Here is a 24,166-nt window from a genome sequence, read left to right as displayed (position 1 = left end):
AACGACGACGACGGCGGATTGACCTGGCTTCGCGCTGTTTTGGCTGTTATTTTCTGGATCAGCATTCGAAGCAGCCTTCAGAATGTCGCGACCCGAGGCGGGTTTCAAATGATCGAATTTCATTGGATGCATTAGAATAATTTACAGATGGACTATCTGCCGCTGAACGCCATCCGCGCTTTCGAGGCCGCCGCGCGCCATCTCAGCTTCTCGGCCGCCGGCGAGGAGCTGCATGTCACCCATCCAGCGATCAGCCATCAGATCAGGCGGCTGGAGGAATGGTTGGGCGTGCCCCTGTTCCACCGGGATGCCCGCAAGGTTCGCTTGACCGATGCCGGCCTCAGCCTGCAGGCCTCGGCGAACGCGGCGCTCTCCGACCTTGCGGCCGCTTGCCGGCGCATCCGCAGAAACGCGGCCGTCGCATCGCTGTCCGTGGGCTGCATTCCATCCATTGCCAGCCGATGGCTGGTGCCGCGCCTGCCGGACTTCACCGCGCGTCACCCCGAGATTGCGATCCGCGTCGCCTATGCAAAGGCCGAGGACCGACTCGAAGACGATGACAACGACATCCTGATCACGCTCGGCGCGGACCCGTCTCCCAAGGCCACCAGCCTCAAGCTCTTTTCCCGCATAAGCCGGCCCGCCTGCAGCCCGCATTATCTGGCGCGCAAGGGCCGGCTCGGGTCGCCGGCGGAGATTGCCGCGGCGGAGCTTTTGCATGACGAGACGCGTCACGGCTGGCGCGAATGGTTCTCGCAATCCGGCATGGCCGGGGCCGATGTCGGCAACGGGCCCGTCTTCGCCGATTTCAACATATTGGCGACGGCCGTCATCGCCGGCCACGGCGTCGCGCTTTGCCCGATCGAGGTTTTTCGCGAGGAACTGCGGCGCGGCGATCTCGTCGTCGTCTCCGACATCGCGACCGACAAGGACAAAGGCTACTACCTGACGATGTCGGCGCAACCCTCGGCCGCCGAAATCACCTTCGCCGACTGGTTCCGCGATCAGGTCTCGACGAACGGCGAGGAAGCCTGACGCCCTCGAGCAGCGACGGCGTCACGTGACGATGAACCCGTGCGCGAACGGATCGCGGTCGTCGATGAAGATGGTGTTCAACCCGGTCATCCGCGCCCAGCCGCCGATCGAAGGGACGATCGCCGGCTTGTCCGCGACGACGACTTCCTTTTCGACCCTGCCCTTGAACAGCGAGCCGATGATCGATTCGTGGACAAAGCTGTCGCCGACCTTGAGCTTGCCCTTGGCGTGCAGCTGCGCCATGCGCGCCGAGGTGCCGGTGCCGCAAGGCGAGCGGTCTATCGCCTTGTCGCCATAGAACACGGCATTGCGCGCATCGGCTTCCGGATTGGTTGGCTTGCCGGTCCACAGCATGTGCGACAGCCGGTTGATGCCGGGGCTTTCCGGATGCACGAAGGAGTACTTCTCGTTGAGCCGCTGCCGCACAACCGGGCTCCAGGCGATGAGGTCGCCGGCCGAATGGTCGGCCATGTCGCGATAGTTCGCCTGCGGCTCGACGATGGCGTAGAAATTGCCGCCATAGGCGACGTCGACGCTGATCTCGCCGAGGCCGGGGCATTCGACCGTCAGGCCTTCCGCGTAGAGGAAGGACGGCACGTTGGTGATGCGCACCTCCTCGACATACTCGCCGACCTGTTTGTACTCCGCGACGACCAGGCCGGCCGGCGTGTCCAACCGCAGCACGCCCGGTGTCTTCGGCGTCACCAGCCCATGCTCGATCGCCATTGTGACGGTGCCGATGGTGCCGTGGCCGCACATCGGCAGGCAACCCGAGGTCTCGATGAACAGGATGGCGATGTCGCAGTCCTCGCGCGTCGGCGGGTAGAGGATGGAGCCCGACATCACATCATGGCCGCGCGGCTCGAACATCAGCCCGGTGCGGATCCAGTCATATTCGGCGAGGAAATGCGCCCGCCGCTCCATCATCGTCTTGCCCTCGAGCAACGGACCGCCGCCGGCGACCAGCCTGACCGGATTGCCGCAGGTATGGCCGTCGATGCAGGTGAAGGTTTTTTTGGCCATGATGCTTCCTAGAGCAATTTCAGGAAAAGTGTGAAGCGGTTAAGTTCGGCGCCTTCGCCGTAACCTTCCGTCCGGAATTGCGTCAAGACAAGAAGACTGTTCAAAACCGCTGCGGGCCGAAGGGGGCGAGATCGACGGGCGGAGTCTGACCGAGAACGAGATCGCGGATCAAGCGCCCGGTTGCCGCTGCCTGCGTCAGGCCGAGGTGGCCGTGACCGAAAGCGTAGAAAATGTTCGGCGCGCGCGCCCGGCCGATGACGGGCAGCGAATCCGGCAGCGATGGGCGATACCCCATCCATTCGCGCCCGCCGGACGGATCGAGCCCCGGCAGGAAACGCCTGGCCTTTTCCAGCATGGCCTTCGACCGCGCGAAATTGGGCGGGCGCTCGATGCCGCCGAGTTCGACGGCGCCGCCGACGCGCACGCCCGTTTCCAGCGGCGTGATGACGAAGCCGTGCCCGGAGAAGATCAGCTGCCGCTTCACGTCGAAGGCCGACACGGGGAGCGTCGTGTTGTAGCCGCGCTCGGTCTCCAGCGGGATGTGCTCGCCGACGTCCCTGGCCAAAAGATGCGACCATGCGCCCGCGGCGATGACGAGTTGGTTTGCCCTCCGGGTCGTGCCGTCGGCAAGCACGATCGTCGCGCCATCCGCTCCGGCCTCGATCCGCTCGACGCGTGCGTGCCCGAAGCGGGCGCCAAGCCGTTCGGCATGGGCCCAGACCGCCTTGCCGAGCAGCCTGGGGTCGGCGACCGTTTTCCAGCCCGGCACGAAGGTGCCCTTGATGAAGCGCGGCGAAAGGCCGGGCTGCAGCGCAGCGAGATCCGCACCGTCGACATGGCTGAAGCCGATGCCGTAGCGCTCACGCGCCGCCCAGCCGGACAGCGAGGCGTGGAACTCGGCCTCGCTCTCGTAGAGTTCCAGCGAGCCGTCCTCGCGTAGCATTGGCCTCGTGCCAGAGCGGTCGAGCAGACCCATCCACTCCGCTTCGGCAAGCCTCATCATCGCGGCCTGTGCGGCGAGGCTCGTCTCGTAGCGGTCGCCGCGCCCGGCGCGCCAAAAGCGGACCAACCATGGCAGCAGCTTCGGCAGATAGGCCGGCGGGATGCTGAGCGGGCCGAGCGGATCGGCAAGCCATTTCGGCAATTGCCGGATCATGCCCTTGTGCGCCAGCGGCAGCACGTCGGTGAAGGCGAAGGCGGCGGCATTGCCCGAGCTCGTTTCCTCGCAGATGCCCGTCCGATCGAAGATCGTGACGTTGCGCCCGGCCTCGGCGAGATAGGTGGCGGCGCAGATGCCGATGATACCGCCGCCGATGATGGCGATGTCTTCACCTTCTCCCCGTTCACGGGGAGAAGGTGCCCGAAGGGCGGATGAGGGGCGGCGCCCCTCCTCGGTCTCATCGGAATTTTCCTGCACGCGAATGCTATTCCTCTATTCGGCTGCCACCAGCTTGTCCGGCGATCGAGGAGACGCCTGCAGCGCCGGCAGTTTCGGCCGCACTGCCAACGCATCCCGAACGATCTTTTCCACCGCCTTGCGGCGCTCGCCCGACAGCGGCCGGCGCGGCATCCGAACGCGATCATTGGTATCGATCGCCAGCACTTCAGCAAGCTTGATGTTTTGGACCAGATAGGTCGAGACATCGAGGTCGAGCAGCGGCCGGAACCAGCGATAGATCTCGAGCGCCTCCTCGCGCCGGCCCTGCTTCATCAGCTGGTAGATCGCCACCGTCTCGCGCGGGAAGGCGGTGACCAGCCCCGCCACCCAGCCGACGGCCCCGACCGACAGTGCCTCGAAGGCAAGATTGTCGACGCCAGTGAACAGATCGTAGCGGTCGCCGAGCCGGTTGATGATCTCCGTCGAGCGACGGATGTCGTCGGAGGATTCCTTGATGGCGACGAAGCGCGCGTCGGACGCCAGCTCCTCCATCTGGTCGACTGTGACGTCGACCCGGTACGCCAGCCGGTTCGAGTAGATCATGACCGGCAGGTCGCCGGCATCGGCCACGGCGCGCAGGGCGGCGACCGTCTCTTCCGGGTCGGTATGGTAGATCGGGCTGGGAACCACCATCAGCCCGCTGGCCCCGGCCTGCCCGGCACGGCGCGCGATGCTTGCCGCCTCGCGGGTGCCGGGCTCGTTCACGGTGAGCAGCACCGGCTTCCCTCCGGCGACCTTCTGCGCCGTCTTGAGCACCTCGATCTTCTCGTCATGCGACAGCATCGGCCCTTCGCCGAGCGAGCCGCAGACGATGATGCCGTCGCAGCCGGCCTCCATCTGCAGCGCGTAGCAGCGCTCCATTTCGGCATGATCGAGACGGTCGTCCTCGGTGAATTTGCTCGTGACGGCGGGAAAAACTCCAGTCCACATGGCAGCGTCTCCAATCTGATATATCAGTGATATATCTAGTAAGAAACGGTCTGTCAATGCGGAATCCGTTATGATATATGGAAAATATATCAGGAGACGCGATGGCTCTGTTGGAAGATATATCTCATTTCGAGCCCGCGGCTGCGAAGGCCTATCGCGCGCTCGAGCATATGATCGTCACGCTCGAGCTGGCGCCGGCGAGCTTCGTCACCGAGGGCGCGCTGATCGAGCGTCTCGGGCTCGGCCGCACGCCGGTGCGCGAGGCGATCCAGCGTCTGGCCTGGGAGGGTCTGCTCGACGTCAGGCCCCGCGCCGGCATCGCGATCGCGCCGCTTCATCCCGGAGACTGGCTGCGCGTGATCGATGCCAGGCGTGGCGTCGAGGTGGTGCTGGCGCGTTCGGCCGCCCGCTTCGTCACCCGCGAGGCGGCGGACCTGTTTCATGACGCCGCGCTTGCCATGCAGAAGGCGGTCATCTCGGGCAATGTGCTGGCCTTCATCCAGGCCGACAAGGCGCTCGACGAGGCACTCGCGCTGGCCGCCGACAACCCCTTCGCCGCGCGGGTGGCGGCGCCCCTGCAGACGCACAGCCGACGTTTCTGGTTCCGCTACAAGTCGGATACCGGCCTTGCCGAATCGGCCGAGCACCACGTCGCGCTGATCCGCTCGATCCTCGCCGGCGACGAGGAAGCCGCCGCCAAGGATGCCAAGCGCCTGATGGCGTTGCTGCGCGGCCATGCGGAGGTCGCCGCCACGCGCTGAGCGCTCCCGATCTCAGTATCGCGCGTCATGGCCGGTCGGCGCAGCCACGCTTTCCCAACTGTTGCCGGCCGCGATGATGCAGCTCGTGCCGTCGACGTCGGTGACGATGATGGTCCAGGTTCCGCTCTGGCCGACGAACACTTCCATGATCGCGACCTGGCCGATCAACCCGAAGGCAAACTGCCGTTCCTGGAAATTCTCGCTTAGATGGGCAACCAGAGCGCTATGCTTGACACAGTGCTGGTATTGAGCGCCCGAGCTGTTCGTACCCATCGCCAGCGCGCCGGCGAGGACCAGGTTTCTCACCCAACCCAAAAAGGACTTGCGTGCCATGGGGCACCTCCTTTTGCCATCGCGTCCCGGCAAAAGGAGACAGCCTCATTTTGCCGGAGCCACCCAGGCCGGTTCCGACGTCATCATCGCGTCGTTCCTTTCTGCGTTCCGGTCTGCCACTAATGGGAACTTCTGGATGTTCCCATTATGTTCCATATATGGTGACGGCAACGGCAAAGCGCAAGCGGGTGCCTCGTCAGGCGCTTGCCGATTCTAATGCTAGCAAAGCAGAAGCGTGCTCAGGTACCCGGCAGCGCGGCCACTTGCGTTGTATGGTCCCAGCCTTCCCCGGCCGAAATAACGCAACTCAGCCCGTGCGTGTCGGTTGCCAGGATGGTCCAGGTGCCCTGTTCGGAAACGAAAACCTCGAGGATGACGCTGCGGTTGACCAGGCCGCGCGCGGTCTCGCTTTCATGGAACTTCTCGCCCAGCGCCTTGATGATGTCGGTCCGCGCCGCGCATTGCCCGGCCGCGTTTGACTGGCCGGCTGCCGCGAACATCGCGGCGGCGGCAACGACCGTCGTTGCCACGAGATATCGTGCCATCTGACACCTCCTCGCGCCAGACGAGAACCCCGGCTGCAACCGGCGCTGTTTGATTGGCCTGCACCTTGGCAGGGATATAGGCTAAGACGGAGGGCACCCGCTTGGTTCCATCCACTTTGTAGATTCGCGAACAAGCGTATCGGCAAAAATCCGAAAAAGGCCCGGATACGACCCGGGCCTTCCTCTGATCATCTCCCGATTCCTGGATCAGTTCATCGTCGGGACGACGAACTCGGCGCCGTCCTTGATGCCTGCCGCGCGCCCGCAGCCGCATCGCGGCGAGGACGCGCAAACCAGGAGACGTCCGGTCAGTTCATCGTCGGGATGACGAACTCGGCGCCGTCCTTGATGCCGGACGGCCAGCGCGAGGTGACCGTTTTGGTCTTGGTGTAGAAGCGGAACGCATCCGGGCCGTGCTGGTTGAGATCGCCGAAGGACGACGCCTTCCAGCCACCGAAGGTGTAGTAGGCGATCGGCACCGGGATCGGCACGTTAACGCCGACCATGCCGACCTGAACACGCGAGGCGAAGTCACGCGCGGCATCGCCGTCGCGGGTGAAGATGGCGACGCCATTGCCCATCTCGTGATCGTTGGCGAGCTTGATGGCGTTCTCATAGGTCGGCGCGCGCACCACCGAGAGCACCGGCCCGAAGATCTCTTCCTTGTAGATGCGCATGTCGGCCGTCACATTGTCGAACAGGCAGCCGCCCATATAGTAGCCATTCTCGTAGCCCTGCATCGTAAAGCCGCGACCGTCGACGACGAGCTTGGCGCCTTCCCTGACGCCGATATCGACATAGCCCTTGACGCGCTCCAGCGCCTGCGCCGTCACCAGCGGGCCGAAATCGGCGGACGAATCCGTCGACGGGCCGACCTTCAGGCTTTCGACGCGCGGTATGAGCTTTTCCATTAGCCGGTTGGCGGTGTCGTTGCCGACCGGAACCGCCACCGAGATCGCCATGCAGCGCTCGCCGGCCGAGCCGTAGCCGGCGCCGATCAGCGCGTCGACCGTCTGGTCGAGGTCGGCGTCGGGCATGATGATCATGTGGTTCTTGGCACCGCCGAAGCACTGCACGCGCTTGCCGGCCGCGGTGCCACGCGAATAGATGTAGTGGGCGATCGGCGTCGAACCGACGAAGCCGACGGCCTTGATGTCGGGATCGTCGAGGATGGCGTCGACGACTTCCTTGTCGCCGTTGACGACATTGAGGATGCCGGCCGGCAGGCCGGCCTCGATGAACAGTTCGGCAATGCGGATCGGCACGCCCGGATCACGCTCGGAAGGCTTCAGGATGAAGGCGTTACCGCATGCGATCGCCGGCGCAATCTTCCACAGCGGGATCATCGCCGGGAAATTGAACGGCGTGATGCCGGCGACGACGCCGAGCGGCTGGCGCATCGAGTAGACGTCGATGCCGGGGCCGGCGCCGTCGGTGAACTCGCCCTTCATCATGTGCGGCGCTCCGATGCAGACCTCGACCACTTCCAGGCCGCGCTGGATGTCGCCCTTGGCGTCGGCGATCGTCTTGCCATGCTCGCGCGCCAGGATGTCGGCCAGTTCGTCATAGTCGCGCTGCACCAGTTCGAGGAACTTCATCAGCACGCGCACGCGCCGCTGCGGGTTGGTGGCCGCCCACTGGGGCTGCGCCGCCTTGGCGTTCTCGACAGCCGCGCGCAGTTCCGCCTGCGAAGCCAGCGCCACCGTGCCGCGCACGGAACCGTCCATCGGCTGCATCACGTCCTGCTTGCGGCCGCTGGTCCCGGCGACACGCTTGCCGCCGATGAAATGACCGTAATCGATCATGGTTTCTCTCCCTGTGTTTTGATGATGGCGCATTGTCCGCCTTTGCCGGAGCGAAGGCAACGCGAGCGAAAACGCAACCGTTGTGCAAAAAATAGACAACGATGGGCAGCTGTGCATTAATTGTCGCAAATGGCGAGTTGCTGAAAGGGATCGAAGATTGCAGGCTGGACAAAGGGGACAGGCGGCAAAGGCAGTGCTCGCGACTAATCCGGACCATCCGGCATGAACTGGGATGACGTCCGCATCTTTCTCGCCGTGGCGCGCGCCGGCCAGATCCTCGGCGCGGCGAAACGCCTGGAGCTCAACCACGCCACCGTCTCGCGCCGGATCGCGGCGCTCGAGGAGGCGCTGCGGACGAAGCTTTTCCGCCGCCTGACCACGGGCAGCGAGCTGACGCCGGCCGGCGAACGCTTCCTCGACATAGCCGAGCGCATGGAGAGCGACATGATCGCCGCGCGCTCGACCGTTGCCGGCGAAGGCGACGATATCTCGGGCACGGTGCGCATCGGCGCGCCCGACGGTTTTGGCGTTGCCTTCCTGGCGAAACGGCTGGGAGAACTGACCGCCCTTCACCGCGAGCTCACCATCCAGCTGGTGCCGGTGCCGCGCTCCTTCTCGCTGTCCAGGCGCGAGGCCGACATCGCCATCACCGTCGAACGCCCGACCGAGGGCCGGCTGGTGGCGGGCAAGCTGGTCGACTACACGCTCGGCCTGTTCGCCTCGCGCGCCTATGCCGAGGCCCATAGCTTGCCGACGACGCCGGCCGAGCTCGGCCGGCACACGCTGATTGGCTACGTGCCGGACCTCATCGTCAGCCCCTCGCTCGACTATGCCGCCGAGTTCAGCGCCGACTGGCGCACCAGCTTTGCCATCTCCTCGGCACTCGGCCAGGCCGAGGCGGTGCGTTCCGGCGCAGGCATCGGCATCCTGCACACGTTCGTCGCCCGCTCGATGCCGGAACTGGTTCTCGTCGACATCGTCGCGCCGATCCGCCGCGCCTACTGGCTGGTCTATCACGAATCGGTGAGGCCGCTGCGCCGGGTGCAGATCGTCGCCAACTTCATCACCCGGGCGGTGGAAAGGGAGCGCGCTCTGTTCGTCTGACTCGCCCGCCTTGCGCTTGCCACAAAATCGGCGAGTGTGGCATCCGCCTATTGAGCGGCTTTAAAGCCCGGGCGGGGACTTTTCGGAAAGCTGGCGCGGAGAAAATGCGAGCCGTTCTTGCCATCCTGCCGCTGGCCTTCCTCTCGGCTTGCGCCAACCCGTGGACGAAAGTGCCGGAGGCGGAGCTGCCAAAGCCGATCCGCACTGCGATGGCGCGCCCTTCGCCCTTCGTCATCGGCAACTATTGCGGGCCGGGCACCCGCTCCGGCGACCTGTCGCTGCGGCCGGTCGACCGTCTCGACGCCGCGTGCCAGGTCCACGACGCCTGCTACATCGCCCGCCACAACCATTGCGACTGCGACGGCGCCCTTGTCGCCTCGGCGCGAGCGATCCGCGACGACAAGAGCGCGACGAGGGCGATGCGCGACGAGGCCGAACTCCTGATCGCCACGTTCGCCGTCCCCGTCTGCAAGATCTTCCCGCAGGGCTTCATGCCGCCACGCGATCCCGCCCAGCTCAAGGCCATGAACGGGGCCACCGGGTGACGCGGCGCAATTTCGGATGCCTGGCCCTGCTCTGGCTGGCGCTCGCGGCAACGGCCGGCTGCGCCGGCATGCCCGGCCGTTCCGCCTGCGCTTTCTTTCCGGGCGATGATACCTGCGACCGGCCGCCGGTCTCGGCCGACACCACCGGCACCGAGATCGCAACCGCACAATACTTCGGGAATGACGACAACGGCGCCTACGAGAAGCGGTTCCAGGCGCTGCTCGCCCAGAGCCGGCTCGACGCGCTCGATCGCACGAACGGCACCGGCCGTTTCGGCCATGACTGGCGTGATGTCCAGAACAGCCGTTTCCAGGCGACCTACCGGACGCTGCAGCGGCTGGCGAGGCCGCTCGACAAGACCGAGCTGACGCCAACCCGCGATAAGCCCGGCGAGGATCATTTCACCGGGCGCTGGCGCATGTCGCGCCAGACGCTCTATCTCGATGCCGCCGCCCGGCCTTTCGCGCCGAGGATATTCAGCTTTTCCGGACTGGAGGCGCGCTCGGTCGAGATCGTGCTTCGTCAGGCCGGCCGGAAGCCGATCGACATAGGTGGCTCCTGCGACGGGCCGCTGGCAATCCGCGCCTCGGGACGATCAAGCAGCATTGCGGCGGGCTCGGCGTTTCATCTCAGCCTGCCGGCGGCAGAAACATCAGCAAGCCTGTTTCCCGGTGAAGCGCTGACCCGCTGCGACCTGCGTGTCCGCTCCGACCTCGCCCCCGCCGGCGCACCGCTGACCATCCTGCGCGAGGAGGTCGCCGACCCATGGGTCGCCGCGCTCGACAGCCGCTACGATCGCTGTCCGGTGCCCGATCCGTCGGGGCTGAAGGAACTGGACCGTGTGTTCTATGCCGGCCGCTGGCTGTCGCAGACCTGCGCGCTGCCGCTCGGCAAACCGCTTTTGCTGCGCAAGTCGCGCGATGGGTTCAACGCCAAGGTCGAGGCCTTGCTGGGCACAAGGCTTTCCGACAGCGCCCTCGACAAGGCCGATCCGGAGCTGCCGCTCGACTTCACCCATGCGCCGAAACTCAGGCTGATCTATCTGTCGTCACTGGAGTTCAAGGCGGACTTTTCCGGCCGCGTCATGGAGCGGCTGGTCCGCCACCATGCCGCCTTGGGCACCAAGGTGCGCATCCTGGTCACCGATGTGCTGGAGCGCGAGAAGGACGACGCCCTGCTGCACCGGCTGGCGGCGGAATTCCCCAATGTCCAGCTTCAGGAATACCGCTGGCGGGCCGACCATGGCGCGCCGATCGACGAGCAGATCTCACAGCTGCACAAGACCCATCACGTCAAGATGCTGGCGGCGCTGGCCGACGATCCCGGCCGTTCGCGCGTCATCATCGGCGGCCGCAACATCCATGACGGCTTCCTGTTCCACAGACCGGTCGACCTGTCGCGCTATCCGGACCTGCAGCAATACGGCAGGACCGACGGCTTCTCGCTGAACTACTATTCGAACTGGAGCGACTTCGACATTGAGTTCGCCGATCCGGCGACGGTCCAGACGCTCGCCGCGCATCTGTCGACCGTATGGCTGCGCGATGCCGACACCAATATCTCGCGGCCGTTTTCGATTCCGGTCCGCGCCAGCGGCCGGCTCCCGCAAGCGTCGCCCGGCATTTCATCTCCGCGCCCTATGAGGACGGGCACGCGCTGGAGAACTATTTCGTCGAATTGATCGACACCGCCGAGCACCATATCCAGATCGTCAATCCTTACCTGAATTTGACGCCGAAGCTCGCGCTGGCCTTCGACCGGGCGCTGGCGAGAGGCGTCAGGATCGACATTGTCGGCCGCATCGACCTCAAGGGCGATATCGGCGGCAAGTTCCTCACCGCGCTCAACAAGCTGTTCGTCGAGAAGTACGGCGACCGCATCGACATCCGCGAATTCAAGGCGCCCGACGTGGTGCTGCATTCCAAGATCATGATGATCGATGAGCGGCTGGTGGCGATCTCGTCGGTCAACCTCAACAACCGCAGCTTCTTCCATGACTCGGAGAACGGCATGACCGTTCTCGACCCCGCCTTCAATGCCAGGATGAGGCCGGTTTATGACGACTACCTCGCGCACTCGAACCCGGTCGCCACCAATGTGACGATCCCCTGGGCCTACAGGCTGCTGTTCAACCAGAGCTGGGTGAAGCAGGCATTTTGATGCATGTCGCCCAAAAGCATGCAGCGATTTTCGGACAACGACATGCACAAAGCTTAAGGCCGCCGCACTATTTCAGGTAGCGTTCCGGCCCGAGGTCGTGCGCGTTGATCTCCGGCACCCGGCTGGAGATGATGTCGGCCAGCACCTTGGCCGAGCCGCAGGCCATGGTCCAGCCGAGCGTGCCGTGGCCGGTGTTGAGATAGAGGTTTGACAGCTCACTGCGGCCGACCAGCGGAGGCCCGTCCGGCGTCATTGGCCGCAAGCCGCACCAGAAGGTCGCGGTCTTGAGATCGCCGCCGCCCGGGAAGAGATCGCCGACCGAATGCTCCAGCGTACGCCGGCGCGACTCGTGCAGCCTCATATCGAAGCCTGAAATCTCAGCCGTGCCGCCGACGCGGATGCGATCGCCGAGCCTGGTGATCGCCACCTTGTAGGTCTCGTCCATCACCGTCGAGACGGGCGCGGCATCGGCATCCTTGATCGGCACGGTGATCGAATAGCCCTTGACCGGGTAGACCGGGATTGGCCGTTTCACCCGGCGCATTGCCTGCGCTGAATAGCTGCCCATCGCCATCACATAGGCATCCGCCGCCTTCCAGCCCTTGCTGGTGTGGATGTTGTGCACACGGTTGCGGCTGCGGATGATTCGCCTGATCACGGTGTCGTATTCGAAGGTGACGCCGCGCGCCACGCAGAGCTCCGCCAGCCGGTCGGTGAACATCTTGCAGTCGCCGGTTTCGTCGCCCGGCAGCCTGAGACCGCCGACAAATTTTCCGCGCACGCCGGCCAGCGCCGGCTCGGTGGCGATGCAGCCCTCGGCGTCGAGGACTTCATAGGGAACGCCGTATTTCTTCAGCACCTCGACGTCGCCGCCGGTGCCGTCGAGCTGCTTTTGCGTACGGAAAAGCTGCAGCGTGCCCTTAACCCGCTCGTCATAGGCGATGCCGGTCGTCTGGCGCAGCGTCTTCAGCGTATCGCGGCTGTATTCAGCAAGCGGCACCATGCGCGACTTGTTGAGCGCATAGCGCTCGGCCGTGCAGTTGCGCAGCATCTTCAAGAGCCATGTCCACATATGCGGATCGAAGGCCGGCCGCACCACCAGCGGGCCATGCTTCATCAGCAGCCATTTGATCGCCTTCAGCGGGATGCCCGGGCCGGCCCAGGGCGAGGCATAGCCTGGCGAGACCTCGCCGGCATTGGCGAAGCTGGTTTCCAGTGCCGGACCTTTCTGGCGATCGAACACCGTCACCTCGTGGCCGGCCTCGGCGAGGAAGTAAGCGGTGGTGACCCCGATCACACCGCCGCCCAGCACGAAGATCTTCATCGCATCGCTCTCCACGACGACGTCTGGTCAGGGCTCTCACTGTTATGTGGCGCATGATCCTTGCGCGAAGATCGTTGTCGATTTTCGGAGCCATGCGCGGGCCGGGGTCGTCGCCCACTTGTCTGCCGGATTTTGCGGCGTCCGCCAAGTGGCCGCGCCAGGCCGCGATATTGAAAAACCTCAGCCGCCCACATAGCGCCGGTGAAAACGCGGTCCGAGGCTGGTCAGGATCTCGTAGCCGATCGTGCCGGCATGGCCGGCCGCGTCGTCGACACTCTGTGACGGACCAAGCAGTTCGACCAGATCGCCTTCGCCGAGCCTGCCGGGCGGCAAGGCGGAAATGTCGAGTATGATCGAATCCATCGACACCCTTCCGACAAAGGGCAACCGCACGTTCTCGAACCAGGCAGCCGAGGCGGCGCGCCGGTGCCAGCCATCGGCATAGCCGAGCGAAATCGTCGCCAGCCTGAGCGCATCCTGCGCGCGATAGGTGTGGCCGTAGCCGACGCCTGCCCCTTCTCGACGCTTCGCGTCTGCACGACCTTGGCCTGCAGCCGCACCACTGGCAGCATCGGGTTCGGATCCGCCGGTGTCGGATTGATGCCGTAGAGCGCCGCCCCGGGGCGGACGAGATCGAACTGGAAGGCCGGCCCGAGAAAGATACCGGAGGAATTGGCCAGCGAAGCCGGCGCCTCGGGCAGCATCTTGCGCAAGCGCTCGAACGTCAGCCACTGCCGCTCGTTGGCCGGATGTGCCGGCTCGTCCGCGCAGGCGAGATGGCTCATGACCAGGGTGACCGCAATACCGTCGAAGGAATCGGGCTTGTGGCTCAGCTCTTCGACCTCCGCCGGCGGCATGCCGAGCCTGGACATGCCGCTGTCGACCTGGATCGCGGCCGGCAGCTTGCGGCCGGCCTGTTGACCAGCCTCGCTCCAGGCCGTGAGTTGCGTGGAGCTGTTGATGACGACGCAAAGGCCGGCTTCGACGGCCTCGTTTTCCGAGCCCGGCGGGAGCCCGTTCAGCACATGGATCACCGGGCCGGGCCCGAGCGCCTTGCGCAGCGCAATGCCTTCGGGGAGCAGCGCGACGAAGAAGCTGGTGCAGCCTTCCGCCGCCAGCGTCGCCGCCACCGCCGCGGCGCCCAGCCCATAGCCGTCGGCCTTGACCACGCCGGCGCAATGGGCGCTGCCCGCCCGCGCTTTCAGCCGCCGGTAGTTCTCCCTGATGGCGCCGAGATCGATGCTCAGGATCGCCCCGGCCACGGCCTCGCTGACCGGCCCGGCAGCTTCTGTGTTCGGGATAGGCCTTTCGGCGGCGTCGTCCATGCCGGCCCCCATTGCATCGGCCATCAATAGAGCATGATCGCTAAAAGTTGGAACCCGGTTTTTGGAAAGACGTGTTTGCGCCTTATGAGACCAGGTGCCGGAACGCCGCAACCACCTCCTCATAGACCTGGCGCTTGAACGGCACAATCAGGCCGGGCAGGTCCTGCATCGGCCGCCACGCCCATTTGTCGAACTCGGCGGTGTGGCCGCCCGGCGGCGGATTGATCTGGATTTCACCGACATCGCCATGGAAGCGGTAGGCGAACCATTTCTGCGTCTGGCCGCGATAGCGCCCTTTGAGGGCGACGCCGACCAGATGCGCCGGCAGATCGTAGTTGATCCAGTCCGGCGCCTCGGCGAGCAGCGAGACCGAGCGCATGCCGGTTTCCTCGTAGAGCTCCCGCTCCGCCGCCTCGAGCGGCTCCTCGCCCTTGTCGATGCCGCCCTGCGGCATCTGCCAGAGCTGCGTCGCGCCGGAGAACTCGCTGTCCGACTCGGCGATGCGATGGCCGACCCAGACCAGCCCGTCGCCATTGAGGATCATCAGGCCGACGCATGGACGGTAAGGCAGGGTTTCGGGATCGACGTTTTTGGCCATAAATGAAGGTTTCCAGCCGTTTTGAGAATTCGCTCCGGCGAGGCAGGTGGCGAGCGATTTCGAGAACCGGAACGGAGCGTACTTAAAGTACGTGAACAGCGCGTATGACCCCGAAAATCCAAACCGATGTTTCGGAAAGGATCATACGCAAATCAAAAAAGCTATAGCGTCCTTTGCCCATCCAAAGGACTCGCGGCGCTATAGACGCGCAGAAAACGTCGCCAGATGCCCGCCGGAGTAAAATTATCGGGACGGCTGTTAGCCTTTTTGCGGATCGATCGCTACCGCCGAGATCGGCACGATCTCGATGCCGCGTTTTTTCGCCTCGGCCACCCAGGCCGAAACCGTGTCGACCGTGAGATCGAAGGCCGAGCCGATGCCGACGGCGGTGCCCTTCGCGCGCGCGGTGGCCTCCAGCTCGTCCAGCTTCTTGAGGATCGCGCCGCGATCCTGCACCGCGTCGATCGATGTGTCGCCGGCGACGAACGGCACGCCGTCCTTCAGCGCCAGGTCCGGCGCCAGGCTGCGCGCCGACGAGCCGTCGTCGACATAGGCGAGACCCCTCTTGCCGAGCTCGGCGATGAACGGCGCCATCGCGGCCGCGTCGGCCGAGAACCGCGCCCCCATATAGTTCATGACGCCGGTATAGTTGGTCGTCCGCGACAGCGCCCAGTGCAGGCTTTTCAGGTTCTCGTCCGGGCTCGCCGCCACAGTCAGCGTGTTACGGCCGGGATTAATGTTGGGATAGTCGAACGGTTCGAGCGGGATCTGCAAGACGATCTCGTGCCCGCTCTGCCGCGCCGCCTGCATCCAGCGGCCGATGCTGTTGCCTTGCGGCGCGAACGCCAGCGTCACCTCGGCCGGCAATTTGGCGATGGCCGCCTGCGTGCCGGTCTGGGAGACGGCGAGCCCGCCGATAACGATCGCCACGCGTGCGCCGCGCGATCCCGACCATGGCCGCGCATAGACGTCGAACGGCCGCCTGCCGTCGGCGGCGCGGGCCGGCAGCGGGCCGGTGTCGCTGGCTTCGATCAACGCCTTGTCGGGGATATGCGCGATCTTCAGGTTCTGGCCGATCGCGGAAGGATCGCGGATGACGATGGCCGCCTTGGGCGGGCCGTCGCCTTCCTCGGTCTGGACATGGATGATCTGCGGTCCGCCGGCCTTGGGCGTTTCGACCTTGGGTGCCGCCGTCGCCGCCTCCGCGGCGGGTGCCGGGGCAGGCGTTGCGGCCGGGGCCGGCGCCACCTTCGGCGTCGACACCGCGACCTCTTGCGGCTTGCGGAACGGTTTTTCGCGCAACGCGATGGCGCCGGAGACGCCGATCACCGCAAGCACGGCGAGCGTCGCCGCGACCGCGCCGGTGCTGATGCCGCGCGACGCAACACGCTGCGGCCTGAGAGCCTGCCCGAGTGGTCGTTCTATGTCCTTGCCGATGTCCACCAAGCCGCAACCCCGATGCATTGGGACCGGCAGGTGGGTCACCTCCCGGAACGCCAACGCCAATCCAAGCCTTCTCGGCGCCTGCCACGCCTCGGGCGCGGCGCGCCAGCCGCGTCCCCGAATCAAACTGCCGGAACCTCGCGGTCCCGGCAGCATCGCAGCCAGACCCCTTGGTCTGGTCCGCCGAATCCTTACTGGTTGAGCACGGCCTTCTGCGGATTCGGCGGGAACGCCGGATCGGTCTTCTGGCCGCGCAAAAGCTGCTCGGCATAGATCAGCTGCAAGTCGTCCTTCGGATCCGGCGGCACATAGGCGGCCGAGCCGGAGCCGGTCGAGCTCTCGTCGGCGCCCTTGATATGGCCCTTGAGGTCCGATTCGCCGCGCGTCAGGTCCCGGCCCTGCAGGTCCGCCGGCAGCGGCTGCTCGACCTTTATGTCAGGCGTGATGCCCTTGCCCTGGATCGACTTGCCGGACGGGGTGTAATAGAGCGCCGTCGTCAGCCTGAGCGCGCCGTTCTCGCCGAGCGGGATGATGGTCTGCACCGAGCCCTTGCCGAAGGATTGCGTGCCGACCACGGTGGCGCGGCGCAGGTCCTGTAGCGCGCCGGCGACGATTTCCGACGCGCTCGCCGAACCGCCATTGACCAGCACGATCAGCGGTTTGCCGCCGATGTCGTCGCCCGCCCTCGCGTCGAAGCGGGTGACGTCCTTCGGATCGCGGCCGCGCGTCGAGACGATCTCGCCGCGGTCGAGGAAGGCATCCGACACGCTCACCGCCTGGTCGAGCAGGCCGCCCGGATTGAGGCGCAGATCGAGCACATAGCCCTTGAGCTTGTCGGCCGGCACCTGCTTCTTGATGGTGTCGATGGCGTTCTCGAGATCGTCATAGGTCTTCTCGGTGAACGAGGTGATCTTCATGTAGCCGACGTCGTTCTCGACCCGGAACTTGACCGCCTTGACCTTGATGATGTCGCGCACCACCGTCAGCTCGATCGGCTTGTCGGCGCCCTGGCGCAGTATGGTCAGCTTGATCGGCGTGTTGACCGGTCCGCGCATCTTCTCGACGGCGTCGTTGAGGGTCAGGCCGCGCACCTCCTCGCCGTCGATCTTGGCGATGTAGTCGCCTGCCAGCACGCCGGCCTTGGCGGCCGGCGTGTCGTCGATCGGCGTGATCACCTTGACCAGGTCGTTCTCCATGGTGACCTCGATGCCGAGGCCGCCGAACTCGCCCTTGGTCTGCACGCGCATGTCCTGCGCCTGCTCGGCGTTCATGTAGGACGAGTGCGGATCAAGCGAGGCCAGCATGCCGTTGATGGCGTTCTCGACCAGCGACTTGTCGTCCGGCGGCGTCACATATTGCGCCCGCACACGCTCGAAAATATCGCCGAAGATCGCCAGCTGCTTGTAAGTCTCGGAGCCCGCTGCGTTCGCCGTCGAGCCTGGCGCGCCGTAGACCAGGCTCATCGCTGACGCGCCCATCAGCGCGCCGGCGAACAGAAGCGAAAGTTTCCGCATCATTTCACGTCCTTCCAGAAAAACGGTCCGCCCACCATGGGGTCGGATCGACGGGTTTCCCATCCTTGCGGAACTCGACATAGAGCTCCGGCGTGGCATTTCCATTCTGCGAGGCCGAGGTGCTCGCCACCCGGGCCTCTCCCATCGCGCCGACCGGTTCTCCTGCGAGCACCGACTGGCCAGTCGCGACACTGATTCTGCTCATCCCAGCCAGGACGACATGATACCCGTCGCCGGCATTGAGGATCAAGAGTTGACCATAAGAGCGAAACGGCCCCGCATAAAGCACATTTCCATCCGCCGGCGCGGTGACGATGGCTCCCGATTGTGTCGCAACCATGTCGCCCTGCATCACCGCGCCGTTACCGTCATCGGCCCCGAAGCGCCGCTTGATCTTGCCGGTGACCGGCAGCGCGATCTGTCCCTGCAGCGCCGAGAACGGCGCCGCGGCCGTGAGTCGGTTGCCTTCCGGCACCGGCAGCGAAGCGAGTTCCGTCGAGGCCGGCGCCCCGTTCGGTGCCGCCTGGTCGCCATCAGCCGATTTCCGCTCGGCCGCCTTGGCCTGGTCCGCCGCCTTGCGTGTCTTGTCTGCTTCCAGCGAGGCGATGAGCTCCTTCAGGCTGCCCGCCCTGGCGGCCAGCGCCTGCGAGCGCTGCTTCTCGGCGGCGATCTCCGTCTCGGTGTCGGCCTGAAGCCTCTGCTTGGCCTCGAGCAGCATGCTCAGCCGCTTCTTTTCGGCCGTCTGTTCGCCGACCGCCGTGGTCAGCCGTGCCCGCTCGGCCTCGATCGAGGCCGTCACCCGCGTCTGCTCCTTGAGGTCGGCAAGCAGCATTTCGGTCTGCTCGCGCAATTCCGGGACCACCGCGCCGAGCAGGATGGCGCTGCGCACCGACGACAGCGCATCCTCCGGTTTGACCAGGATCGCCGGAGGCGGATTGAGTCCCATGCGCTGCAGCGCGCCCAGCACTTCGGCCAGCACGTCGCGTCGCGCCGCCAGCGAGGCACGGATCTTCTGCTCTTCCCTTTTCAGCCCTTCCAGCTTGGCGCCGATATCCTCGATGTCCTGACCGAGCTTCTGCTCGGTCATCGCCGACTGGATCAGCGCCGCTGTGATCGAGGCATGATCCTTCTTGACCGCCGCTATGTCGGCAGCGAGCTTGGCCAGCCGCTCGGAAGAAAGCGTGATTTCCTTCGAGACCTGCTCATATTCGGCCCGGCTCTGGTCGGGATCGGGCGCCGGGTCGAGCGTGTTCTCGGCCATCACGGGGCCCAGCGACAGCACGATCGCGGCCGCGGTCAAACCACAGCGCGCGCGCCAGGAGCTCGTTTTCGATTTCCAGCCTTCAGACATCAGGCGTCGACTCTAACTGCGGCTTCGTTAACGAACCATCAACCATGTTCGGCGACCGCGGGCAGCCTTGTCCCGCAATGGGGCGAAAATCCGGGCGGGCCCGCGCCGATCCACAGCCTTCGCTCTACGAACGATGGTAGGGGTGCCCGGAAAGGATAGTGGCCGCCCGATAGAGCTGTTCGCCCAGCATCACCCGCACCAGCTGGTGCGGCCAAGTCAGCGCCCCGAAGGACAGAACCAGATCGGCCTGGTCGCGCAGCGACTGGTCGTGGCCGTCGGCGCCGCCGATGGCGATCACCAACGCCTTCCGGCCGCCGTCGCGCAGCAAGCCGAGGCGGCCGGCGAAATCCTCGGAGGAGAAATTCTTGCCGCGCTCGTCGAGCAGGACCAGCGCCGTGCCTTGCTGCAGCATCGTCTGCAGCTTCTGGCCTTCCTCGCGCCGGCGCTCATTGGCGGTCTGGGCGCGGCCTTCTCCAATCTCGACAAGGCCGGCATATTCCAGCCCCACCACCGGGCCGCTCTTGGCGAAGCGCTCGAAATAGCGGTCGGCGAGTTCTCTCTCGGGGCCGGCTTTCATCCGGCCCACGGCATGAACAGTGATCTTCATCCCTGCCTCGAAGAGCCGCAAATGCATGTCACCCAGGGATGGGGGACACGCACCAAATACGGCTCAGTGAAGGGTCTCTTCCTCGAGGTCCGGCGCCTGCCACATCTTTTCGAGATTGTAGAATTCGCGGACTTCGGGACGGAAGACATGGACGATGATATCGCCCGAATCGATCAGGACCCAGTCGGCGCCGGCCAGCCCCTCGACGCGCGCCATGCCGAGTCCGGCATCTTTCAGCGCCTTGAGGAGGTGATCGGCGACAGCCGAGACATGACGGTGCGATCGGCCCGAGGCGACGACCATGTAGTCGCCGAGGCTCGATTTCCCCTGGATGTCGATTGAGACGATGTTTTCGGCCTTGGAGTCTTCCAGACTGGCAAGGACTGTCTTGATGGCGCGGGACACGGCGTCGTTTCCGCTGATCCCGGCCGGCGAAGGCACGATGTCGGCCTTCTTCCGCAGTGCTGTTCTCAGTGTCTTTCCTTTCGCAGCAAGAACAACCAAATCACCCGCCAAATCAGGGCGACACCACTTAGATAGGCAGAGTTCCGTTGCAGTTTCAAGACGGCGACCCGTGCCGCCGCAAACGCGACCTCTTCCGATTGGTTCCGCTGGCCGGGAAAAATCGGGAACCCATCGCGTCCGCATGGGTTATCGGCTCGCCCACCAACCGGATTTCCCATGATGCCGATCGATCCCCAGGATACCCTCCTCGCCGTGCAGGCAAGCCTTGCGCAGCTCAGCAGTCTGATCGTTTCCTACTCCTTCTCGGCCATAGGCGCCGTCATATTGCTGGTCGTCGGCTATCTCGTCGCCGGCCTTGCCGAACGCTCGATCTTTGCCGGGCTCGGCCATATCCATGGTTTCGACGCGACGCTGCGCCACTTCTTCTCGAAGATTGTGCGCTACGCCATCCTGATCCTCGTCGTCATCATGGTGCTCGGCCAGTTCGGCGTGCAGACGGCCTCGATCATTGCCGCTATCGGCGCCATCGGCCTCGCCATCGGGCTGGCGCTGCAGGGCACGCTGCAGAACATCGCCGCCGGCATCATGCTGCTTGCGCTGAGACCCTTCCGCATCGGCGAATATGTCGAGGTCGGCCCCATCTCCGGCACCGTGGAGGAGATCGGCCTGTTCGCCACCAGGCTGAGGACGGTCGACGGCGTCTATGTGCTGGCGCCCAATTCGACGCTTTGGAACCAGCCGGTGCGCAATTATACGCGCAACGGTGTGCGGCGTGGCGATGTCACGCTGACCATCGGTTCCTGGAATGACATCGACCTGGCGCAAAAGGTGATGCTCGGCGTCGCCGCCACAGAGCGGCGCGTCAGGCGCGAGCCGGTCCCGATTGCCTTCGTCTCCACCGTCGGAGACAGCGGCGTCGCCATCAGCCTGCGCTACTGGACCTCGGCCGCCGATTTCTTCGCCACTCAGATCGATCTTACCAAACGCGCCAAGCAGGCCTTCGACGCCGAAGGCATTTCGGTCCCGGCGCCGCCACCGGAAGCGCCGAGCCAGGAACCGTCCGTGACCAGGCAGTAGGACGCAGGCTCAACGCTAATTGCCGGAGCGACGCTGCTCGTCCGGCGCGAAGGCGAGCTCCACCGGCAGCGGCGCCTGCGCGCACATCGGCGCGAAGCTGCCGGTCGCGGTGGCCGGAACCGGCCGTGCCGCCAGCATCCGCCACAAGACGAACAGGCAGAACGCCGAGGCAATGAAGATCCCGACATAGATGAAGGTTCCGGTGCCGTAGACCGCGGAACGCGCCGTCACGATGCCCGGCACCACGAACCCGGCCAGCGACCAGGCAAAAAGCATCGAGCTCGACAGGGCCAGCAGGTCATCCTTGCCCGCGCGGTCGGCGGCGTGCGCGCTGGATAGCGAATAGATCGATTCCGACGCCCCATCCCAGATCAGATAGACCACAAGCAGAACGCCCAGCGCCCCGCCGTCGAAGGTGATGGCGAACAGGCTGGCAACGAGGGCAAGCAGTGCCGCGCCGATCAGCACATAGCGCCGGTCGGTCCGGTCCGAGATCCAGCCGAGCGGTATCTGCAGGATCAGCGTGCCGACCGGCATGGCCGACAACAGCAGCGCCACATCCGCCTGGCTGTAGCCCTTGGCGGTGGCATGGATCGGCGCGAAACCGGAGATGATCATCGACAGGCCGCCGACGGCGAGCATGCCGGCGACGCCGACCGGCGAGATCCGCCAAGCGCGACCAAGCGCGACGGATGCCGCCTGCGGCGGTGGCGGCTGCGCCAGCCGCGTCATGCCGACCGGCAGGATCGACAGCGCCGTGAAGGCGATGCCGATCAGCGGCGCTGCCGACGTCCGGATGTCGATGGCGGCGAGCGTCGCATAGCCAACACCGAGGCCCGCGACATAGGCAACATAGAACACCGCCATGACGCGGCCGCGTATGGCATTGGCCACGGCATCGTTCAGCCAGCTCTGGGCGACGATGAACAGGCCGCATATGGCGAACCCGTAGAGCGCGCGCGCCGCGATCCAGATGAGCGGGATCGGCCCTGCGCCGATCGCGGCGTTGGAGAGCGCGATCAGCGCCGAAAGCACCATGAAGGCGCGCGCATGCCCGACCCGGCGCACCAGCGGGCCAGTCAGGATGCAGCCGGCGAGCCCGCCGGCCGACAGCCCGGTGACGATCAGCCCGGCCCAGGTCGGATCGAAGCCGTCGGCGCCGAGTCGCACCGGGATGAAGGCGAACATCAGCCCGTTGCCGATCGCGATCAGCGCCATCGACACGACAACGCTGGCAATGGCGATCAGCGGCGCCGGCTGCTTGCTATCCTCTCGCTCGATGGTGGTGCGGTTCTTCTCAAGCATTCGTGCAGCATCGCCCACCGCACGGCGAAAGGCCGCCGCAAAAGCGACATCGCCGGACGGGCAGCGGCGCCGACCTCACATGGCCAGAATTTCGCCCAACGGCGAGCTCGGCGGCACATCGGCCAGCCGCAGCTTCCAAAGCGAGCCGTGCCAAAGATGGATCGCCAGCGTTTCCGGCTTCACCACATCGGCGATGGATTTCCGGGGATCTAGCAGCGTGCCAGCGCCCTCGACATTGGGATAGAACACATCCACCGGCGAAGCCTCGCCCAGCAGCCCGTGCTTGCGCGCCAGATAGGTCAGCAGGGGTGGGCCGATCGAGGCATGCGGCAGGTCCTGGAATCCCCTCACCCTACCGAGCGCCCGCAAAGCGCCGAAGCGCAGCCGCTTGGTCCACGAATACCATTCGGGAAACCGCTTAGGGTGGTCGACCGTCTCGACCAGATCGGCGAGGATCGGCGAGCCAACGGGAAGGCTCAGCACCGCATTGTTGATGCGTGTCTCGCTTTCCCAGCCGAACAGATAGGGTCGCCGGCACAGCGGCCGCACGCAATACATGTCGCAGTCGATGTAGATCTCGGCGCCGGTGGCCAGGAGCTTGTAGCGGAAGATGTCGGCGAACAGCGCCAGGCCGCCATTGCGATGCCTGATGATGCGCTCACGTGGCAGGATTCTTGTCGCATCGACGAGTTCGACGCCAGCCGGCGCGTCGCCGGGGTCGTCATAGACATGCAGCAGCGTGCGGTGGCCTGCCCTGACGAAGGACTTCAGGCAGGCGGTGTGCATTGCCCCGAGCGGCCCGCCGATCCAGAAAGCATGAACCGCGGGCAGTCCGGGATCGGTCATGGCTTCGCCAGCTTGCGGATGGCGCTCGACGACAGCGACGAGCGCGGGCCGTGGATGAAGGTCCAGGCCGGCGCCTTCATGCGGGCTAGGCGCGGCGCGTCGCCCTCGTCGACGCGGGCATAGTCGAAGGTCTTGGCGACCACCGAGGACAGGAAGGAGAGCGTGGCGCCCGGGCGGTCGATGACGGCGATCGGGAAGGTCATGACGATCTGGCGCCAGCGCTGCCAGCGGTGGAAGGCGCGCAGCGAATCGGCGCCCATGATCCAGACGAAGTCGACGCCGGGATTGCGCGCCTTGACCAGCGCCAGCGTGTCGGCGGTGAAGCGGAAATGATGCGCGGCCTCGAAGGCGGTGACCTTCATCTTCGGGTTGCGGGCTGTCTTTTCGGAGAGTTCGATGCGCTCGGCGAGCGGCGCCAGCTCGCGCGTGCTCTTCAGCGGATTGCCCGGCGTCACCATCCACCACAGCTGGTCGAGCGCCAGGCGTCTGAGCGCGATCTCGGCGACCAGCGCATGTCCGGCATGCGGCGGGTTGAACGAGCCGCCGAACAGGCCAACCGCAACCCCTTTGCCGGCATGCGGCATGCGTAGATAGTGCGATGGGACGGCGGGCTCGGAAGAGGACAGCATCA

The 24,166-nt window shown here is 65.4% G+C and carries 23 protein-coding genes and 1 pseudogene; 7 read left to right on the top strand and 17 right to left on the bottom strand.

Features of this window, described 5'->3' with window-relative positions; genetic code table 11:
- The first annotated feature begins 147 nt into the window (after nt 1-147).
- The gene (locus tag EJ073_RS24330) at nt 148-1,035 is read left to right on the top strand and encodes a LysR substrate-binding domain-containing protein (RefSeq protein ID WP_126057819.1); all 888 of its coding nucleotides are present in this window, start codon (nt 148-150) and stop codon (nt 1,033-1,035) included.
- Between the two features lie 21 nt (nt 1,036-1,056).
- Here the strand turns inward: EJ073_RS24330 and EJ073_RS24325 are convergent, their stop codons facing one another.
- The 3 genes from EJ073_RS24325 to EJ073_RS24315 form a co-directional block, all read right to left on the bottom strand.
- Nucleotides 1,057-2,058, bottom strand: a complete 1,002-nt coding sequence (locus EJ073_RS24325; protein WP_126057818.1) for a 4-hydroxyproline epimerase — start codon at nt 2,056-2,058, stop codon at nt 1,057-1,059.
- A gap of 100 nt (nt 2,059-2,158) precedes the next feature.
- Complete coding sequence (locus EJ073_RS24320; RefSeq protein WP_126057817.1) at nt 2,159-3,475, bottom strand: FAD-dependent oxidoreductase; 1,317 nt, start codon at nt 3,473-3,475, stop codon at nt 2,159-2,161.
- A gap of 15 nt (nt 3,476-3,490) precedes the next feature.
- Complete coding sequence (locus EJ073_RS24315; protein ID WP_126057816.1) at nt 3,491-4,426, bottom strand: dihydrodipicolinate synthase family protein; 936 nt, start codon at nt 4,424-4,426, stop codon at nt 3,491-3,493.
- A gap of 101 nt (nt 4,427-4,527) precedes the next feature.
- Here EJ073_RS24315 and EJ073_RS24310 point away from each other — a divergent pair, with 101 nt between their 5' ends.
- On the top strand, nt 4,528-5,187 hold the full coding sequence (locus tag EJ073_RS24310; protein WP_126057815.1) for a GntR family transcriptional regulator: 660 nt from the start codon (nt 4,528-4,530) through the stop codon (nt 5,185-5,187).
- Between the two features lie 12 nt (nt 5,188-5,199).
- Here EJ073_RS24310 and EJ073_RS24305 read toward each other — a convergent pair whose 3' ends face one another.
- The 3 genes from EJ073_RS24305 to EJ073_RS24295 all read right to left on the bottom strand — a co-directional run bounded on the left by EJ073_RS24305 (nt 5,200) and on the right by EJ073_RS24295 (nt 7,870).
- Complete coding sequence (locus tag EJ073_RS24305) at nt 5,200-5,520, bottom strand: hypothetical protein (RefSeq protein WP_126057814.1); 321 nt, start codon at nt 5,518-5,520, stop codon at nt 5,200-5,202.
- A gap of 239 nt (nt 5,521-5,759) precedes the next feature.
- Entirely contained in the window at nt 5,760-6,065 is a 306-nt protein-coding gene (locus EJ073_RS24300) for a hypothetical protein (RefSeq protein WP_126057813.1), read from the bottom strand.
- A gap of 308 nt (nt 6,066-6,373) precedes the next feature.
- A complete protein-coding gene (locus EJ073_RS24295; protein WP_126057812.1) occupies nt 6,374-7,870 on the bottom strand; it encodes a CoA-acylating methylmalonate-semialdehyde dehydrogenase in 1,497 nt (498 codons plus the stop codon).
- A 222-nt stretch (nt 7,871-8,092) separates the two neighbouring features.
- On the opposite strand from EJ073_RS24295, the gene EJ073_RS24290 reads away from it, so the two are divergent.
- The 4 genes from EJ073_RS24290 to EJ073_RS32565 all read left to right on the top strand — a co-directional run bounded on the left by EJ073_RS24290 (nt 8,093) and on the right by EJ073_RS32565 (nt 11,680).
- Nucleotides 8,093-8,974: a LysR family transcriptional regulator gene (locus EJ073_RS24290; protein ID WP_126057811.1), complete on the top strand. Its 882-nt coding sequence runs from the start codon at nt 8,093-8,095 to the stop codon at nt 8,972-8,974.
- A 104-nt stretch (nt 8,975-9,078) separates the two neighbouring features.
- Nucleotides 9,079-9,519: a hypothetical protein gene (locus EJ073_RS24285; RefSeq protein WP_126057810.1), complete on the top strand. Its 441-nt coding sequence runs from the start codon at nt 9,079-9,081 to the stop codon at nt 9,517-9,519.
- A complete protein-coding gene (locus EJ073_RS24280; protein WP_245455342.1) occupies nt 9,516-11,201 on the top strand; it encodes a phosphatidylserine/phosphatidylglycerophosphate/cardiolipin synthase family protein in 1,686 nt (561 codons plus the stop codon). The genes EJ073_RS24285 and EJ073_RS24280 overlap by 4 nt, the downstream gene beginning before the upstream one ends.
- Entirely contained in the window at nt 11,198-11,680 is a 483-nt protein-coding gene (locus EJ073_RS32565; protein WP_245455341.1) for a phosphatidylserine/phosphatidylglycerophosphate/cardiolipin synthase family protein, read from the top strand. The genes EJ073_RS24280 and EJ073_RS32565 overlap by 4 nt, the downstream gene beginning before the upstream one ends.
- Nucleotides 11,681-11,747: 67 nt before the next feature.
- Here EJ073_RS32565 and EJ073_RS24275 read toward each other — a convergent pair whose 3' ends face one another.
- The 8 genes and pseudogenes from EJ073_RS24275 to rsfS all read right to left on the bottom strand — a co-directional run bounded on the left by EJ073_RS24275 (nt 11,748) and on the right by rsfS (nt 20,283).
- Nucleotides 11,748-13,004, bottom strand: coding sequence for a D-amino acid dehydrogenase (locus tag EJ073_RS24275; RefSeq protein ID WP_126057809.1), 1,257 nt, complete (start codon nt 13,002-13,004; stop codon nt 11,748-11,750).
- 180 nt (nt 13,005-13,184) lie between these two features.
- Nucleotides 13,185-14,329, bottom strand: a pseudogene (alr, locus tag EJ073_RS24270) (alanine racemase).
- An 82-nt stretch (nt 14,330-14,411) separates the two neighbouring features.
- On the bottom strand, nt 14,412-14,927 hold the full coding sequence (locus tag EJ073_RS24265; protein WP_126057808.1) for an RNA pyrophosphohydrolase: 516 nt from the start codon (nt 14,925-14,927) through the stop codon (nt 14,412-14,414).
- A 258-nt stretch (nt 14,928-15,185) separates the two neighbouring features.
- Nucleotides 15,186-16,373 carry a divergent polysaccharide deacetylase family protein gene (locus EJ073_RS24260; RefSeq protein WP_126057807.1) on the bottom strand — a complete coding sequence of 396 codons (1,188 nt, stop codon included), beginning with the start codon at nt 16,371-16,373 and terminating at the stop codon, nt 15,186-15,188.
- Between the two features lie 188 nt (nt 16,374-16,561).
- A complete protein-coding gene (locus EJ073_RS24255) occupies nt 16,562-17,887 on the bottom strand; it encodes a S41 family peptidase (protein ID WP_187331394.1) in 1,326 nt (441 codons plus the stop codon).
- Between the two features lies 1 nt (nt 17,888).
- The gene (locus EJ073_RS24250; RefSeq protein WP_126057806.1) at nt 17,889-19,235 is read right to left on the bottom strand and encodes a murein hydrolase activator EnvC; all 1,347 of its coding nucleotides are present in this window, start codon (nt 19,233-19,235) and stop codon (nt 17,889-17,891) included.
- A gap of 124 nt (nt 19,236-19,359) precedes the next feature.
- Nucleotides 19,360-19,842, bottom strand: a complete 483-nt coding sequence (rlmH, locus tag EJ073_RS24245) for a 23S rRNA (pseudouridine(1915)-N(3))-methyltransferase RlmH (protein ID WP_126057805.1) — start codon at nt 19,840-19,842, stop codon at nt 19,360-19,362.
- A gap of 63 nt (nt 19,843-19,905) precedes the next feature.
- Nucleotides 19,906-20,283, bottom strand: coding sequence for a ribosome silencing factor (gene rsfS, locus EJ073_RS24240; protein ID WP_126059326.1), 378 nt, complete (start codon nt 20,281-20,283; stop codon nt 19,906-19,908).
- 243 nt (nt 20,284-20,526) lie between these two features.
- Here rsfS and EJ073_RS24235 point away from each other — a divergent pair, with 243 nt between their 5' ends.
- The gene (locus EJ073_RS24235; RefSeq protein WP_126059325.1) at nt 20,527-21,384 is read left to right on the top strand and encodes a mechanosensitive ion channel family protein; all 858 of its coding nucleotides are present in this window, start codon (nt 20,527-20,529) and stop codon (nt 21,382-21,384) included.
- Between the two features lie 15 nt (nt 21,385-21,399).
- Here EJ073_RS24235 and EJ073_RS24230 read toward each other — a convergent pair whose 3' ends face one another.
- The 3 genes from EJ073_RS24230 to EJ073_RS24220 all read right to left on the bottom strand — a co-directional run bounded on the left by EJ073_RS24230 (nt 21,400) and on the right by EJ073_RS24220 (nt 24,164).
- Nucleotides 21,400-22,689 (bottom strand): MFS transporter, encoded by a 1,290-nt coding sequence (locus EJ073_RS24230; RefSeq protein ID WP_126057804.1) that lies wholly within the window; start codon nt 22,687-22,689, stop codon nt 21,400-21,402.
- 75 nt (nt 22,690-22,764) lie between these two features.
- Nucleotides 22,765-23,535: a galactosyltransferase Lgt5 gene (locus EJ073_RS24225; RefSeq protein ID WP_126057803.1), complete on the bottom strand. Its 771-nt coding sequence runs from the start codon at nt 23,533-23,535 to the stop codon at nt 22,765-22,767.
- Nucleotides 23,532-24,164 (bottom strand): nicotinate-nucleotide adenylyltransferase, encoded by a 633-nt coding sequence (locus tag EJ073_RS24220; protein ID WP_245455340.1) that lies wholly within the window; start codon nt 24,162-24,164, stop codon nt 23,532-23,534. The genes EJ073_RS24225 and EJ073_RS24220 overlap by 4 nt, the downstream gene beginning before the upstream one ends.
- Between the last annotated feature and the right edge of the window lie 2 nt (nt 24,165-24,166).

The sequence above is a fragment of the Mesorhizobium sp. M4B.F.Ca.ET.058.02.1.1 genome, assembly GCF_003952505.1.
In the GTDB taxonomy this organism is placed as follows: domain Bacteria; phylum Pseudomonadota; class Alphaproteobacteria; order Rhizobiales; family Rhizobiaceae; genus Mesorhizobium.
Note: the sequence above shows the minus strand (reverse complement) of the source record. Positions and strands in the feature narration are given on the sequence as shown.